The organism is Brevundimonas viscosa, from assembly GCF_900116065.1.
GTDB classification, from domain to species: Bacteria; Pseudomonadota; Alphaproteobacteria; order Caulobacterales; family Caulobacteraceae; genus Brevundimonas; species Brevundimonas viscosa.
The window spans coordinates 751,542-765,526 of record NZ_FOZV01000001.1; the positions used below are offsets into that span (position 1 = coordinate 751,542).

Annotated in this window: 16 protein-coding genes; 12 read left to right on the forward strand and 4 right to left on the reverse strand. The window is 69.4% G+C overall.

The annotated features are described in order from the left end of the window. The first annotated feature begins 13 nt into the window (after positions 1–13). Positions 14–793 (forward strand): tyrosine-protein phosphatase, encoded by a 780-nt coding sequence (locus tag BM333_RS03770; protein WP_092307409.1) that lies wholly within the window; start codon positions 14–16, stop codon positions 791–793. After that, complete coding sequence (locus BM333_RS03775; protein ID WP_092307411.1) at positions 790–2,082, forward strand: anthranilate synthase component I family protein; 1,293 nt, start codon at positions 790–792, stop codon at positions 2,080–2,082. The genes BM333_RS03770 and BM333_RS03775 overlap by 4 nt, the downstream gene beginning before the upstream one ends. Here the strand turns inward: BM333_RS03775 and BM333_RS03780 are convergent. The 3 genes from BM333_RS03780 to BM333_RS03790 are packed head-to-tail and all read right to left on the reverse strand — an operon-like array spanning position 2,079 to position 3,575. Then, positions 2,079–2,612: a TadE/TadG family type IV pilus assembly protein gene (locus BM333_RS03780; RefSeq protein ID WP_092307413.1), complete on the reverse strand. Its 534-nt coding sequence runs from the start codon at positions 2,610–2,612 to the stop codon at positions 2,079–2,081. The genes BM333_RS03775 and BM333_RS03780 overlap by 4 nt on opposite strands. Continuing rightward, the gene (locus BM333_RS03785; RefSeq protein ID WP_281246032.1) at positions 2,609–3,145 is read right to left on the reverse strand and encodes a TadE/TadG family type IV pilus assembly protein; all 537 of its coding nucleotides are present in this window, start codon (positions 3,143–3,145) and stop codon (positions 2,609–2,611) included. Before BM333_RS03785 ends, BM333_RS03780 begins: the two co-directional genes overlap by 4 nt. Before the next feature lie 10 nt (positions 3,146–3,155). Beyond that, entirely contained in the window at positions 3,156–3,575 is a 420-nt protein-coding gene (locus BM333_RS03790) for a pilus assembly protein N-terminal domain-containing protein (protein ID WP_092307629.1), read from the reverse strand. Between the two features lie 292 nt (positions 3,576–3,867). On the opposite strand from BM333_RS03790, the gene BM333_RS03795 reads away from it, so the two are divergent. The 10 genes from BM333_RS03795 (at position 3,868) to BM333_RS03840 (ending at position 13,262) form a co-directional block, all read left to right on the forward strand. Further along, entirely contained in the window at positions 3,868–4,047 is a 180-nt protein-coding gene (locus BM333_RS03795) for a Flp family type IVb pilin (RefSeq protein WP_092307417.1), read from the forward strand. Positions 4,048–4,261: 214 nt separating this feature from the next. Beyond that, positions 4,262–4,441: a Flp family type IVb pilin gene (locus BM333_RS03800; RefSeq protein WP_092307419.1), complete on the forward strand. Its 180-nt coding sequence runs from the start codon at positions 4,262–4,264 to the stop codon at positions 4,439–4,441. A 104-nt stretch (positions 4,442–4,545) separates the two neighbouring features. After that, complete coding sequence (locus BM333_RS03805) at positions 4,546–5,058, forward strand: A24 family peptidase (RefSeq protein ID WP_092307421.1); 513 nt, start codon at positions 4,546–4,548, stop codon at positions 5,056–5,058. A gap of 110 nt (positions 5,059–5,168) precedes the next feature. Continuing rightward, positions 5,169–6,077, forward strand: a complete 909-nt coding sequence (gene cpaB, locus BM333_RS03810) for a Flp pilus assembly protein CpaB (protein ID WP_092307423.1) — start codon at positions 5,169–5,171, stop codon at positions 6,075–6,077. Next, on the forward strand, positions 6,074–7,495 hold the full coding sequence (locus tag BM333_RS03815; RefSeq protein ID WP_092307426.1) for a type II and III secretion system protein family protein: 1,422 nt from the start codon (positions 6,074–6,076) through the stop codon (positions 7,493–7,495). The genes cpaB and BM333_RS03815 overlap by 4 nt, the downstream gene beginning before the upstream one ends. Positions 7,496–7,506: 11 nt before the next feature. Next, on the forward strand, positions 7,507–8,163 hold the full coding sequence (locus tag BM333_RS03820) for a CpaD family pilus assembly protein (RefSeq protein ID WP_092307428.1): 657 nt from the start codon (positions 7,507–7,509) through the stop codon (positions 8,161–8,163). A 5-nt stretch (positions 8,164–8,168) separates the two neighbouring features. Continuing rightward, positions 8,169–9,692 (forward strand): CpaE/TadZ family protein, encoded by a 1,524-nt coding sequence (locus BM333_RS03825; RefSeq protein WP_092307430.1) that lies wholly within the window; start codon positions 8,169–8,171, stop codon positions 9,690–9,692. Positions 9,693–9,695: 3 nt separating this feature from the next. Continuing rightward, entirely contained in the window at positions 9,696–11,285 is a 1,590-nt protein-coding gene (locus BM333_RS03830; protein WP_092307432.1) for a TadA family conjugal transfer-associated ATPase, read from the forward strand. A 3-nt stretch (positions 11,286–11,288) separates the two neighbouring features. Continuing rightward, positions 11,289–12,263, forward strand: a complete 975-nt coding sequence (locus tag BM333_RS03835) for a type II secretion system F family protein (protein ID WP_092307434.1) — start codon at positions 11,289–11,291, stop codon at positions 12,261–12,263. Positions 12,264–12,272: 9 nt separating this feature from the next. Next, positions 12,273–13,262 carry a type II secretion system F family protein gene (locus BM333_RS03840; protein ID WP_092307436.1) on the forward strand — a complete coding sequence of 330 codons (990 nt, stop codon included), beginning with the start codon at positions 12,273–12,275 and terminating at the stop codon, positions 13,260–13,262. A 250-nt stretch (positions 13,263–13,512) separates the two neighbouring features. Here the strand turns inward: BM333_RS03840 and BM333_RS03845 are convergent, their stop codons facing one another. Continuing rightward, positions 13,513–13,944, reverse strand: coding sequence for an SRPBCC domain-containing protein (locus BM333_RS03845; protein ID WP_092307438.1), 432 nt, complete (start codon positions 13,942–13,944; stop codon positions 13,513–13,515). Positions 13,945–13,985 lie beyond the last annotated feature (41 nt).

Below are 13,985 nucleotides of genomic sequence, written 5' to 3' on the forward strand. Positions count from 1 at the left end.
CTAGACCGCAGCCATGACCGGCCGCATCCACCGCTTCGAGGCGCTCGAGAATTTCCGCGACTATGGCGACTATGGAACCGCCGCCGGCCGCCGGGTCTCCCGCGGCCGGTTGTTCCGTTCCGCCCACCAGGCGCGGGTCAGCGAGGCCGACCTCGAACGACTGTCCCGCCTCGGCATCTCGACGGTGGTCGACCTGCGCCGCCCGGGAGAGCGACGCGAGCAGCCGTCCCGCCGGCCGCCGGGCTGGGCGGGTCAGATCATCGAGAGCGACCACGACGATGGCGGCGAGGCGCCGCACATCACCTTCCTCAAGACGTCGGACCTGACCGTCGAGTCGGCGCGCGGCTTCATGTCGGGCGTCTACCGCCAGCTGGCCTTCGAGCCGCCGCACCTCGACCTGTTCGCCCGCTACTTTCGTGTGCTGGCGGACGCAGAAGGCGCGGTGCTCATCCACTGCGCCGCCGGCAAGGACCGCACCGGCCTGCTCGCGGCGCTGACCCATCACCTGCTCGACGTGCACCGCGACGACATGTTGGCCGACTATCTGCTGACCAACACCGCCGTCGACCTCGCCGCCCGAGCGCCGGCTATCGCACGGCAGCTGGAGACGTTCACGGGCCGGTCCGCCAGCCACGAGGCGGTGGTCGCCTTCCTCGGGGTCGAGGCCGCCTGGCTCGAGGCCGCACTCGATGAAGTCGCCGCCCGATACGGCTCGGTCGACGCCTATCTGGAACGGGCGCTCGGCGTCGATGCCCGTCTGCGGGATCGCATCGGCGAGCGGCTTTCGGCGTGAATCTCTCGGTCATCGAGCGCCGCATCCTTCCCTGGCGCGAACCGCTGGCGGTCGCCCGGCGTCTGAAGGACCGGCCGGGCGCCATAGCCCTGCTGTCCGACTGCGGCTCTCTCGGCCGCTGGTCGTTCGTCGCGGCTGATCCCGACCAGATCCATGTCGGCGGCCTCGATGAAGGACTGCAGTTGCTCCGTCAGCCGGACTGGGTGCGTCAGACGGTCGGGCTGATGGCCTACGACGCCGGCGCCCGGCCGGCGACCGGGCCGCGGCCTGCCGCGTGGCCCGACCTGATCCTGGCGCGCTATCCGGCGATGCTGGCTTTCGATCACGCGGGGCAGGAAGTCATCGCCATCGGGCGCGGCCCCGGGCGTCCCGCGGCCATCGTTGCGGCGGATCGCGCCGAGGGGTGGCTGGAAGCGGCTGTGAGCCCGACCGCGCCGCCGCCGCCGCCGGCCGCTTCCTTCGACGCCGACGCCCCGTCGGACGCCTACACCGCCGCCGTCGCCGACGTCGTCCAGCGGATCGCCGCCGGCGAACTGTTCCAGGCCAATGTGGCGCGCTCCTGGTCTGGAAGCCTGCGCAGGCAGGGCGAGCCCTTCGACGTCGTGCTGCGGCTGGCGGGCCGGGCCTCGGCGTACGGTGCGTACTGGCGTCTGGGCGACCGCGCGCTGGTCTCCAATTCGCCCGAGCTCTTCCTCACCTTCGACCCCACGACGGGCCGTATCGAAACCCGCCCCATCAAGGGCACCCGGCCCCGGCATGCCGACCCCGCCCTCGACGCCGCACTGGCTGAGGGACTGGCGTCCAGCGCCAAGGACCGGGCGGAAAACCTGATGATCGTCGATCTGATGCGGAACGATCTGTCCCGCGTCGCGACCCCGGGATCTGTGCGCGTCGAACGTCTTTTCGAGGTCGAGCGCCTGCCCACGGTCCACCACCTCGTCTCGACGGTGTCCGCCAGGGCCCGCCCGGGCGTGGGAGCTGCCGACATCTTGCAGGCGACGTTCCCGCCCGGCTCGATCACCGGCGCCCCGAAGCATCAGGCCATGAAGGTCATCGCATCGCACGAGCCGCCCCGCGGACCCTGGTGCGGCAGCCTGTTTCATCTGGAGGACGGCCGGATGACTGCTTCGGTCCTGATCCGCACCGCCGCCTTCGAACGCGTCGGCGACCTGTGGCGCTTCCGGACCCTCGCCGGCGCGGGCATCGTGGCCGACAGCGATCCGGCGGCCGAACTGGCGGAAACGGACTCGAAGATCCGCGCCTTGCGGGAGGCCTTGGTCGGCTCCTAGCAGTCGGCGCAGGTCGTCTGCACCGACGTGCGGGGACGCAGATAGTAGCTGTGCGAGAACTGGGTGACCGCCGGCATCAGATAGTCCGCCGGAGAGTCGTAGTCGTAGGTCGCTTCCGACATGACCACGCTCTCGCCGTCGGCGATGAGGTCGGCCGGCAGCGTCACGGTCGAACCGACGGTTCGCGACGTCATGCCGTCGCCCCGGCTCCAGACCACCCGCGCGACGCCGTCGGTCCGCATGACGCTGCTCACGCGCTGCTTCAGCGCCGCCACCGGGAACGGCTTCATGATCAGTCCGCCGATGTCGAAGATGTCGTCGACGGTGGCGGCGGTGACCGACTCCTCCTGCGCCACGAGATCCGCGACCATGGCCGAGGCGTGGCCCATGCGCTTCTGCGCCATGTAGCCCTGGCAGAACTCCGCAAGGCCGAAATAGAAGAAGATCATCACCGGGGCGATCATGGCGAACTCGACGGCGGAAACGCCGCGCTCGTCCCCGACCAGGCGTTTGAGCGGGAGCCGCGTCATGCCGGTTCGTTCCGGAAGGCGGTGGTGGCGGTCAGACGCGCAGTGCCGTCGTCAAGTCTCGACAGACCCTGCGCCAGGAATGTGGTCAGCAACGGCTGGCGGTACCAGATCCGCACGAGGATCAGATCGCCCGGGTTGCCGTTCGCATAGGTCAGGGCCGCCTCGTCGAACGTTCCGCCCGCCATTGGGTCCGGCGGGACGACGTCGAACTGGGGAATGACGCGGACGTCCACGCTTGCCCGGCTCGGGCAGTCGCCGCTGAAGATGCTCATGCGGCTGCACACTGCCGACTTGAACTGCTCCGCCGTCATGTTCTGCGCGCTGGCCTGTCCGGTGCGGATCAGACGGCCGGACTCGATCGCGGCGTTTTCCAGGACCGAGTCGGTCACGAACACCAGGCCCAGCTCCAGAATGGCGAACATCATCAGGCAGAACGGCAGGGCGACCATGCCGAACTCGACGGCGGTAGCGCCCTCCTCGGCCCGCAGCAGGCTGCGACGGCCCCCCCGTTTTTTTCTGCCCCCGACCCTCAAGCGCTCTTCCTCAGGGCGTGGGGCCATCGGCCGGCGCGGGCCCGGTCGGGCCGCGCATCGACGGCGAGCAGGAGCTGGCGCAGGCCATCTCGGTCGCCTGGGCTCCCCGCCAGACGCGGACCCGGCCTGAGCCGTCCCCGGCCGTCACCACGACCTGGCTCTGGAAAACGGTCCGCCCGATCGGGTCGACGGCGACGACTTCCGTGACGCCGTAGCCCTTGCCGGTGATGTACAGGGTGTTGGCGTCGACCACCGTCACGTCGGCGATCTGCGGGTTGCCGACGATGACCGAGCCGGCGGGCCCGCGCAGCTGCACCCGCTGGGCCTGGTCGATCTCGACGTTGAGCCGGGACTGGGCCGCGACCCCGGCGGGGGCGGCCAGCATGGCCAGCGCCGCGGCGATGGCGAGATGGCGGAGAGGAGGGGTCATGGCGACGTCTTCCATTGAACGGGCGCGCGCGAAAGTGTGGTCCGGACACTGCCGCTGAAACCTCAAGAAAGTCTGAAACAGGCGCGTGGCGACAGGACGTGGAAGTCCGCGCGGTCAAGCTGTCGCGAGGCCCATGGCGTCGCCGGTTTGAGTAAACAGGAGAGTAACCACGCCCGGCGACCCGCCCTTAACCCATACGGGCGATAACCATCCTGCGTTCTGGGGGTCAAGCGGGCTGCCGGCTCCCCCCGCGTCAGTTAGCTCGCTAGATCCAAACCTGAGGATACAGACCATGACCAAGTTCGTTTCGCAGTTCATGTCCGACGAGTCGGGCGCCACCGCCATCGAGTACGGCCTCATCGCCGCCCTCATCGCCGTGGTCATCATCTCGGCCGTCACGGCCCTGGGCACCACGATCAAGACCAACTTCAACACCATCGTAACGAAAATGGGCGGCGCCGCCGGCGAATAAGTCGGGGCGGTCGTTCGTACTGCGAAGGGCCGGCGCGGCGACGCGCCGGCCCTTTCTCGTCGGCTTCGGCGGCGCTCGGCGTAAAGGTGCCGCTAAACACGTTTGTAGGTCCGGACTTAACCGGGCCCCTCCAAGCTGAGGGCGGTTCTGGGGGCAGGCGGATGACCGACTTCCCCGAAGGCTGTCGATAGACCCCAACGGGAGAGGGATTCTGATGATCAAGTTCGTTTCGCAGTTCGTGTCCGACGAGTCGGGCGCCACCGCCATCGAGTACGGCCTCATCGCCGCTCTGATCGCCGTCGTTATCATTTCAGCCGTCACGGCCCTCGGCACCACGATCAAAACCAACTTCAACACCATCGTGACGAAGATGGGCGGTGCCGCTGGGGAATAAGCGAGAGGGCCTGTCTGAAGCGACGAAAAGGCCGGGGCGGCGACGCTCCGGCCTTCTTTCTGGCCGCAACCTAACCTTAAGAGCGGCCATGCCACGGGGAAGGCATGGACTTGCTGACCCTCGCCCTGCTCGGCGTCATGCCCGCCCTCGTCATCGTGGGGGGGCTCAACGACCTGACCACGATGAAGATCCCGAACTGGATCTCCGGGCTTCTCGTCCTGTTCTTCTTCCCCGCCGCCTTCGCGGTCGGCCTGCCGCTGCCCCAGCTCGCCGCGCACGTGGGCGTGGCGGTCGCGGCCTTGCTGGCGGGCGCCGGCATGTTCGCCCTGCGCTGGATCGGCGGCGGCGACGCCAAGCTGATGGCGGCGGCCTGTCTCTGGCTCGGGCTCGCCGGCTCGGGCATGTTCCTGCTGTGGACCGGCGTCGTCGGGGGCGTGTTCTGCCTCGGTCTTCTGTTCGCGCGCTTTCACGCTCGCCCCTATCTCGCCAACGCGCCGGGATGGATCGTCCATCTGATGGAGCCGAAAGGCGACATCCCCTATGGCGTCGCGATCGCCGCCGGAGCGCTCCTGGCGTGGCCGGAATCGCCTTTGATGATCCGATTCATCGGCTTCTGACGGCGCGCCTGGCCGGTTTAGGCCGTCGTTAACTCCCGGACGGGCATGGTCGTTAACGGTAGGAGGCCGCCGAACCGTCCGGGTCGGCCCGGTCCCGCCGGAGACCGCTGATGAAGCCCGCCCGCATCATTGTCATCTGCATCGCCGCTGTCGCCGCCATCGGTCTGGCGCTGGTCGTGCGCGCCATGGGCTCACCGTCCGGCGAACCGGCCGCCGTGGCCACGGCGGCGCCTGTGGAGACGCAGCCGATGGCGCGGGTGCTCGTCGCGGCGAGCGACCTTCAGCCCGGGCAGCGCCTGACCGAGGGCGATATGGCGTGGAAAGAATGGCCGGTCGACGCCGTCGGCGCCGCCTTCATCACCGACGGATCGACGCCGCTCGAGGCGGCGGATGCGGCGGAGGCGGAGAACAAGCCCGAGGGCGCGGTCGCCTCGGTGACCCGCGCCGCCGCCAACCTGGCCGGAGGGGGCGCGAAGGCCGACTACGTCGGTTCTGTGGTCCGCGACCCGATCGCCGCCGGAGAGCCGATCACCGCCCGCAAGATCGTCCGCGCCGGCGACAGCGGCTACATGGCCGCCTACCTCGAGCCGGGCATGCGGGCCATGGCCATCCGGGTCACGGTCGAGACCGCCGCCGGCGGCTTCATCCTGCCGGGGGACCGGGTCGACGTGGTCCTGACCCGCGAGACGAACCTGTCGAACATGGGCGCCCAGGAGGGCGACCGCTCGAAGTTCACCTCCGCCACCGTCATGCGCAACATCAAGGTTCTCGCCATCGACCAGTCGACCCGCGCGGGCGACGACGCCCAGGCCGTGGTCGGCGCGACGGCCACCCTCGAGGTCAGCCCCGGCGACGCCGAGGCCCTGGCGCTGGCCAAGTCCGAGGGCGAGCTCAGTCTCGTTCTCCGTTCCTACGCCGACGCCGGCGGCCCCTCGGGCGCGGTCGCAGGCGGTCGCCGGGATGTCTCGGCCGTCCGCGTCTACCGGGGCGGCGCCCCTGAAGTGGTGGTGGTCCAATGAAGCGCCTGATCGCCGCGGCTGTCGCGGGCCTCGCCGTCGTCGTCGCCGCGCCGGGTCTCGGGGCCGCCGCCCAGACCCGCGCCGCCGTGTCGATGGGGTCGCAATCCCAGCTCATCAACCTGCCGCGCGGTTCGTCGATGGCCATCGACCTGCCCGCCGACGCCCGCGACGTCATCGTGCCGAACCCCGCGGTCGCCGAGGCCATGCTGCATTCGCCGCGACGGATCACCGTCATCGGCCTCGCGCCCGGTGAAACCGACGCGGTCGTCCTTGATAACGCCGGCCGCACCATCCTCTCGCTGCGGATCCGCGTCGACGCCGGCGTCTCCGCCCTGCAGGACACCCTCGACCGGGTCATGCCGGGATCGCGGGTGCGGGCCGAGGCCGTCAACGACAGCGTCATCCTCACCGGCCTAGTGTCCAGCCCCGGCGAGGCGGACCGGGCCAGCCAGGTGGCGCGGGCTTTCGTCTCCGCGCCCGAGAAGATCATCAACATGATGACGATCGAGGGGTCGGACCAGGTGATGGTCAAGGCGCGCATCGTCGAGGTGCAGCGCACAGCCATCAAGCAACTGGGTCTCGACGTCGACGCCGTGCTCAGCAGCGTCGGGGACGGTCTGAGCTTCTCCCAGAACGCCACGTTTGCGGTCTCCGGCAGCCAGCTCGGCGGCGGGATCCTGAACTTCATCGACCGCTCCGGCGACGGCAATGTGCTCGACACCAACCTGCGCGCCTTCGAGCGCGCCGGCCTGGTGCGGATCCTCGCCGAGCCGAACCTGACCTCGGTGAACGGCGAGAACGCCGAGTTCCTCGCCGGCGGCGAGTTTCCGGTTCCGACCGGACGCAGCGTCGACGCCACCACCGGCCAGGTGACGGTGGGCATCGAGTTCAAGCCGTTCGGCGTCCGCCTCGCCTTCCGGCCGATCGTCCTGTCCCAGGGACGCATCTCGCTGCAGCTGTCGACCGAGGTCTCGGAGCTGACCACCGCAGGCGCGTTCACGCTCGGCGGCACGGCCGACGACGGGCTGGTCATCCCGGCCCTCAACGTGCGTCGCGCCTCCAATACCGTGGAGTTGCCGTCCGGCGGGTCGCTGATGATCGCCGGCCTGCTGCGGGAAGACACCCGCCAGAATATCGACCAATTGCCCGGCATCGGCGATCTGCCCGTGCTCGGCACGCTGTTCCGGTCCCGCGACTACCTGTCGGGCGAAACCGAACTGGTGATCATCGTCGAGGCCTACATCGTCTCGCCGACTTCGCCCGGCCGCCTGCAGACGCCGGCCGACGGGCTGCAGATCGCCAACGACGCCCAGACCATCCTGTTCGGCCAGCTGAACCAGCACTACGCCCCGCGCGACGTCGCCCAGGCGGCCCCGGGCAGCGGCTGGAACGGCCCCGTCGGCTATGTGATCGAATGAGGCCGCTCCCGATGCGCTTCCTGCTGCCCTGCCTCGCCCTCGCCGCCGCACTGGGCGGCTGCGCCGGGGCCACCGGCTCCCCGCCGCCGCTGACGCCGCTGTCCCGCTACGCCCTGCAGGTCGAACCCGGACTCGATCGTATCGCGCTCGCCGTCCATGAAGACGGTCTCTCGCCCAACCAGGACGCCGCCCTCCGCGCCCTGGCCGGACGTTACGGCGCGACCGGCACCGGTTGGGTCCAGGTGCAGGGTCCGGTCGGCGAAGACCCGGCTGCCGCGCGCCAGACCTGGGCGGTTCGCGCCGCCCTGGAGGCCGCCGGCGTTCCTGCCGACAGGATCCGCGTGACATCCTACGATGCGCCCGATCCCCGCGCGCCCGTCCTGGCCGGTTTCGACACCGTTCAGGCGGTCGTACCCAACTGCGCCGCGGAGCCGCGCAGCATGGGGCCGCGCTATTCGAACCAATCCTCGCCCGGGCTGGGCTGCGCCATCACCGCCAACATGGCGGCCCAGATCGCCGATCCCCGCGACATCCTCGGAGCGCGCGCCATGAGCCCTGCGGATTCCGGCCGGGCCGCCGTCGTGTTCCAGAACTATCGCGCCGGCGAAGAGGCTTCGACGCCCCAGGAACCCCTTGTCCAGGGCCGCATCGCCCGGGCCGTGGAATAGCGCGCATGAGCAACGCCTTCGCTCCGAGCCCATTCGAGGACATCGAGGACGAGTTCGACCTCGACATGGGCTACGCCGACCCGGACGGTCCCGTCCCGACCGAAGGGGCGATCGAGTCCCACCCGGTCGCGGACGACCGGGCGCCGCTCCGCTTCTCGGCGCCGGTCTCGGCGGCGCCCGCCGGTCCGTCGGCCTATCCCGCCGGCGAAGCGACGCAGGTTCCGGCGGTCTCCGACTTCAATCCGGTCGGCGACCTGGTCGCCGGGGCCGCGGCGGCGTTCTCACCGCCGGCGCTCGGTGCCCATGCGGCCGAGGTGTCGGTGCCGCGCATCGCCATCCACGTCTTCGCCGAGCGTCAGGACACCCTCGCCTCCGCCGAGCGCGCCGGGCAGGACCGCCGCCTGTCCCGCGCCACCACCCAGATCCGCGTCGGCGGCGTCGCGGCGGCCATCGAGGCCTACCGGCACGAGCCGACACCGCCGCTGATCATCGTCGAATGCCTGAAGGACCCGCAGACCCTGCTGTGGGAGGTCGATCAGCTGGCCGAGGTCTGCGACGCCGGCACCAAGGTGGTGATCATCGGCGCCACCAACGACATCCTGCTGTTCCGGGAGCTGATGCGCCGGGGGGTGAGCGAATACCTGGTCGCGCCCATCCAGCCCCTGCAACTGATCTCCGCCATCGGCGGACTGTTCGCCGACCCGGCCCAGCCCTTTGTCGGCCGCTCGATCGCCTTCGTCGGCGCCCGGGGCGGGGCGGGGGCCAGCTCCGTGGCCCACAACACCGCCTACGCCATGTCCGAGCGGATCGGCGCCAACACGGTGATCGTCGACTACGACCTGCCCTTCGGCACGGCGGGCCTGGACTTCAACCAGGATCCGCTGAACGGCGTCGCGGACGCGCTGAGCCAGCCCGACCGCCTCGATCCGGTCCTGCTGGATCGCATGATGGTCCGCTGCACCGACAAGCTGAGCCTGTTCGCGGCCCCGGCGACCTTGGACACCGACTGGGACGTCTCGCCCGAGGCGTTCGAGGAGGTGACCACCCAGATCCGCTCCACCGCGCCCTTCGTCATCCTCGACCTGCCGCATCTTTGGTCCAGCTGGATGCGGCGGACCCTGATCGCCGCCGACGAGGTGGTGGTCGTGGCCACGCCCGACCTGGCCTCGCTGCGCAACGCCAAGAACATGATCGACCTGATCAAGCAGGGCCGTCCCAACGACGCGCCGCCGCGGCTCGTGCTGAACCAGGTGGGCGTGCCCGGTCGGCCGGAGATCCCGGCCAAGGAGTTCGGCAATGCGCTCGGAGTCCATCCCAGCCTGATCATCCCGTTCGACGCCAAGGTCTTCGGGGCCGCAGCCAACAACGGCCAGATGATTCTCGATGCGGGCGCCAAGTCGAAGGCCGCCGAGGCCTTCCAGACTCTGGCCCAGATCGTCTCGCGCCGTGAGCTGCCGCAGCTGGCGGCGCCGAAGGGGAAGGCCGCGGCCAGGTCGATGCTCTCGGGCCTGTTCAGGAAGAAGACCTAGGCCGTGTTCGGCAAACGCACAGCCCAGCCCGGAACCGCCGCGCCCGCCCCGCGGCCGGCGCCGGCCGCCCCGCCGGCGGCCCAGCCTGCGCAGGGTCTGCAGACCCAGGCCTTCTCGATGGGTGCGGATGTCGCCGAGATCGAACGTCCCGAAGCGTCGCGCCGTCCCCCTTCGGAGGCCGCCGACCGCCTCGACGCCCTGGCCAGCCGGCCGCGGCCGGAGGCTCCCGCGCCGAAGACCCAGGGGCCGGGCCCGAAGGCGACGCCGGGTTTCGAGCAGCTGAAGAAGGCCCAGGCGGTCGCCGAGATCGTGCGCGAGCAGAGCGACTACTATCACGCCACGAAGACGACGATCTTCAACGCGCTGATGAACACCATCGATCTGGCCCAGCTGGCCCAGCTGGAGCAGAAGGCGGCGGCGGAGGAGATCCGCGACATCGTCGCCGAGCTGGTGGCGATCAAGAACGTCTCGATGTCGGTGGCCGAGCAGGAGCACCTGGTCCAGGACATCGTCAACGACGTGCTCGGCTACGGCCCGCTGGAGCCGCTGCTGGCCCGCGACGACATCGCCGACATCATGGTCAACGGCGCCGGCCGGGTGTTCATCGAGGTCGGCGGCAAGGTGCAGCTGACCAATGTCCGCTTCCGCGACAACGGCCAGCTGATGAACATCTGCCAGCGGATCGTGTCGCAGGTCGGCCGCCGCGTGGACGAGAGCTCGCCCATCTGCGACGCCCGCCTGCCCGACGGCAGCCGCGTCAACGTCATCGCCCCGCCGCTGGCCATCGACGGCCCGACGCTGACGATCCGGAAGTTCAAGAAAGACAAGCTGACGATGAAGAACCTGGTGGAGTACGCCTCCATCAGTCCCGAGGGCGCGCGCGTGCTCGGGGTCATCGGCGCGTCGCGATGCAACCTGATCATCTCGGGCGGCACCGGCTCCGGCAAGACGACGCTGCTCAACACCCTGACCGCCTTCATCGACCCGACCGAGCGGGTCATCACCTGCGAGGACGCGGCGGAGCTGCAGCTGCAGCAGCCGCACGTGGTGCGTCTCGAGACCCGTCCGCCCAACCTCGAGGGCCAGGGCCAGATCACCATGCGCGATCTGGTCAAGAACTGCCTGCGCATGCGTCCCGAGCGGATCATCGTCGGCGAGGTCCGCGGACCCGAGGCCTTCGACCTGCTGCAGGCCATGAACACCGGCCACGACGGCTCCATGGGCACCCTGCACGCCAACTCGCCGCGTGAGGCCATCAGCCGGATGGAGTCGATGATCACCATGGGCGGCTACGGCCTGCCGTCCAAGACCATCCGCGAGATGATCGTGGGCTCGGTGGACGTCATCGTCCAGGCCGCCCGCCTGCGCGACGGCTCGCGCCGCATCACCCACATCACCGAGGTGGTGGGGCTGGAGGGCGACGTCATCGTCACCCAAGACCTGTTCCTCTACGAGATCACCGGCGAGGACGAGAACGGCAAGATCGTCGGCCGTCACCGTTCCACCGGTATCGCCCGCCCCCGCTTCTGGGACCGCGCCCGCTACTACGGGCTCGAACGCGAACTGGCGGAAGCCCTGGACGCGGCGGAGTAGGCCATGCTTCCCGTCCTCGCCGCCGTTCTGGCCTTCATCACCATCGGCGGTCTCGGCTGGGCCTTCGTCGGCGGCGGGGACTCGAGCGACGCCGCTGTCAAGCGCGCCCAGTCCTTCGGCGCCCCCAAGCAGAACGCCGCCGCGGCGCGCAAGGCCGCGGCGAACACGCCGGAGGCGCGGCGCAAGCAGATCATGCAGCAGCTGCAGGAGGCGGACCGGCTCGAGCGCAAGGCACGGCTCACCCTTCCGGCCAAGCTGAAGCAGGCCGGGCTGTCCATGAACGTCCAGACCTTCTGGATCGTCAGCGCCGTCCTCGGGGTGGTCGCGGCCCTGCTGCCCATGCTTTTCGGCCTCAACCCGCTGATCGCCCTCGGTCTCGGACTGGTCTTCGGCCTCGGCCTGCCGCGCTGGGTGGTCGGCTTCCTGGGCAAGCGCCGCTGCAAGAAGTTCTCCAGCCACTTCGCCGACGCCGTCGACGTCATCGTGCGCGGCATCAAGTCGGGCCTGCCGGTGCACGACTGCTTCAAGATCATCGCCCGCGAGAGCCCGGCGCCGCTGGGGCCGGAGTTCCAGCGCCTGGTCGAGGGCATGGGCGTCGGCCTGACCCTGCCGCAGGCGCTGGACAAGATGTACGAGCGCATGCCGACGCCGGAGCTGAAGTTCTTCTCCATCGTCATCGGCATCCAGCAGAAGACCGGCGGCAACCTGGCCGAGGCGCTGTCGAACCTCTCGGCGGTGCTGCGCGCCCGCAAGATGATGGGCGAGAAGATCAAGGCTCTGTCGTCGGAGGCCACCGCCTCGGCCGGCATCATCGGCTCGCTGCCGCCGGCGGTGATGATCCTCGTCAGCCTGACCACCCCGGCCTACATGGCCAAGCTGTTCACCGATCCCCGCGGCCAGTTCATGCTCCTGGTCGCCGTCGTCATGATGAGCTTCGGCGTCTTCGTGATGAAGAAGATGATCTCCTTCAAGTTCTGAGGACCAGACATGCCGGGCCTCATTCCCTTCTTCACCGATCCCGTGAACATCCTCAGCATGGTGGTCGGCTTTCTCGTGTTCGCCACCCTGGTGACCCTGCTCGGCTCGGTCGGCGGCGGGGCGAAGCTCGAGGGCCGGATGAAGGCGGTTGCGGTCCGCCGCGAGGAGCTGAAGCGCCGGTCGCGGCAGGCGATCGCCGCCCAGGGGCAGGGCCCGGGGGGGCTGCGGCACACCGACGAGGGCTTCAAGAAGCGGGTGGTCGAGCAGCTGAACCTGACCAAGCTGCTGGAGGATCCCAAGGTCGCCGACAAGATGGCCCAGGCCGGCTATCGCGGGCCCAAGCCGCTGACGACCTTCTACTTCTTCCGCTTCTCCATGCCCTTCGTCTTCCTGGCGATCGCGGCCTTCTACCTGTTCATCTTCAATGACTTCGGCCTGCCGTTCATGACCCGGGTGACGGCGGTGATGGCGGCGGCGGTGGCCGGCTTCTATGCGCCGAACATCTTCCTCGCCAACCGCATCGCCAAACGCCGCACCTCGATCATGCAGGCCTTCCCGGACGCCCTGGACCTGCTGCTGATCTGCGTCGAGGCCGGCATGTCGATCGAGGCGGCGATCCAGAAGGTCGGGCAGGAGATCGGCGGCTCGTCGATCGACCTGGCGGAGGAGCTGACCCTGCTGTCGGCGGAGCTGAGCTACCTGCCCGACCGCCGCATGGCCTACGAGGGCCTGGCCAAGCGCACCAATCACCCGGGTGTGAAGTCGGTGGCCACGGCCATGACCCAGGCCGAGACCTACGGCACCCCGCTGGGGGCGGCGCTCCGGACCATGGCCAAGGAAAACCGCGAGCTGCGCCTGTCGGCGGCCGAGAAGAAGGCCGCCGCGCTGCCGGCCAAGCTGACGGTGCCGATGATCCTGTTCTTCCTGCCGGTGCTGTTCATCGTCATCCTGACGCCGGCGATCATCAGCATCCAGGACACCATGGCCAAGGGCGGCTAGAGGCCGGGGATGCCCACAGCGGGGGTTGTGTCACCAATTCGGGGCGCCAAACCTGCCACCGTGCCACGGCTTATCTTGCGGAGTTCCCGAAAGAAACCTGCGCGCGCGGCGTGGCACCCTGCCAGATTATCGGAAACTCCCGGCGCCTGACCGGCGCCGATCACGCTCGATTGTCAAAGACCCGCCCGGGAGATGGGCGGGCGAGATCGTGTGGACAAGACGGGACAAGGAATTTATTCCTGACGCGCGATCAGCCCTCGGCCGCCGCCTTCCACGCCTCGGCGATGGCGTCGACGCCGTGGCGCAGCCGCTTGCGATGCTTGTCGAAGAACATCTCGCCGCGCAGGCCCGAGAAGATGAAGCCGTTGGAGACGATGCAGCTGCCGGGCTCAAGCTCCTCGATCTCGAAATAGCGGATCGAGCGGAACCACACGCCGCGGCTCTCGGTCCAGACCAGCTGGGCGTAGGGTTGCCATTCGCCGACCTTGGCGACGACGCGGCGCTCCGGCAGCTCCTCGAACGACTCGGTCAGGGTGATCTGGCCGCCGTAGGCGATGGCCCCCTCCGCGGCCTTCTCGACGGGGTTCCAGCGATCCCAGCCGGGCAGGTCGGCGATGATGTCCCAGATGCGGTCGGTCGGCGCGCGCACGCCGATGCGCTTTTCGATGCGGGCGATGTCCATGACGACGGTCTGACACGCCTTTCCGGCGCTGAAAAGACGCC

What these genes read in the sequence shown, in the direction of transcription:
- BM333_RS03770 (WP_092307409.1), top strand. Translation starts at nt 14, where the DNA reads ATGACCGGCCGCATCCACCGCTTCGAGGCGCTCGAGAATTTCCGCGAC.
- BM333_RS03780 (WP_092307413.1), bottom strand. Translation starts at nt 2,612, where the DNA reads ATGACGCGGCTCCCGCTCAAACGCCTGGTCGGGGACGAGCGCGGCGTT.
- BM333_RS03790 (WP_092307629.1), bottom strand. Translation starts at nt 3,575, where the DNA reads ATGACCCCTCCTCTCCGCCATCTCGCCATCGCCGCGGCGCTGGCCATG.
- BM333_RS03795 (WP_092307417.1), top strand. Translation starts at nt 3,868, where the DNA reads ATGACCAAGTTCGTTTCGCAGTTCATGTCCGACGAGTCGGGCGCCACC.
- BM333_RS03800 (WP_092307419.1), top strand. Translation starts at nt 4,262, where the DNA reads ATGATCAAGTTCGTTTCGCAGTTCGTGTCCGACGAGTCGGGCGCCACC.
- BM333_RS03805 (WP_092307421.1), top strand. Translation starts at nt 4,546, where the DNA reads ATGGACTTGCTGACCCTCGCCCTGCTCGGCGTCATGCCCGCCCTCGTC.
- cpaB (WP_092307423.1), top strand. Translation starts at nt 5,169, where the DNA reads ATGAAGCCCGCCCGCATCATTGTCATCTGCATCGCCGCTGTCGCCGCC.
- BM333_RS03815 (WP_092307426.1), top strand. Translation starts at nt 6,074, where the DNA reads ATGAAGCGCCTGATCGCCGCGGCTGTCGCGGGCCTCGCCGTCGTCGTC.
- BM333_RS03820 (WP_092307428.1), top strand. Translation starts at nt 7,507, where the DNA reads ATGCGCTTCCTGCTGCCCTGCCTCGCCCTCGCCGCCGCACTGGGCGGC.
- BM333_RS03825 (WP_092307430.1), top strand. Translation starts at nt 8,169, where the DNA reads ATGAGCAACGCCTTCGCTCCGAGCCCATTCGAGGACATCGAGGACGAG.
- BM333_RS03835 (WP_092307434.1), top strand. Translation starts at nt 11,289, where the DNA reads ATGCTTCCCGTCCTCGCCGCCGTTCTGGCCTTCATCACCATCGGCGGT.
- BM333_RS03840 (WP_092307436.1), top strand. Translation starts at nt 12,273, where the DNA reads ATGCCGGGCCTCATTCCCTTCTTCACCGATCCCGTGAACATCCTCAGC.
- BM333_RS03845 (WP_092307438.1), bottom strand. Translation starts at nt 13,944, where the DNA reads ATGGACATCGCCCGCATCGAAAAGCGCATCGGCGTGCGCGCGCCGACC.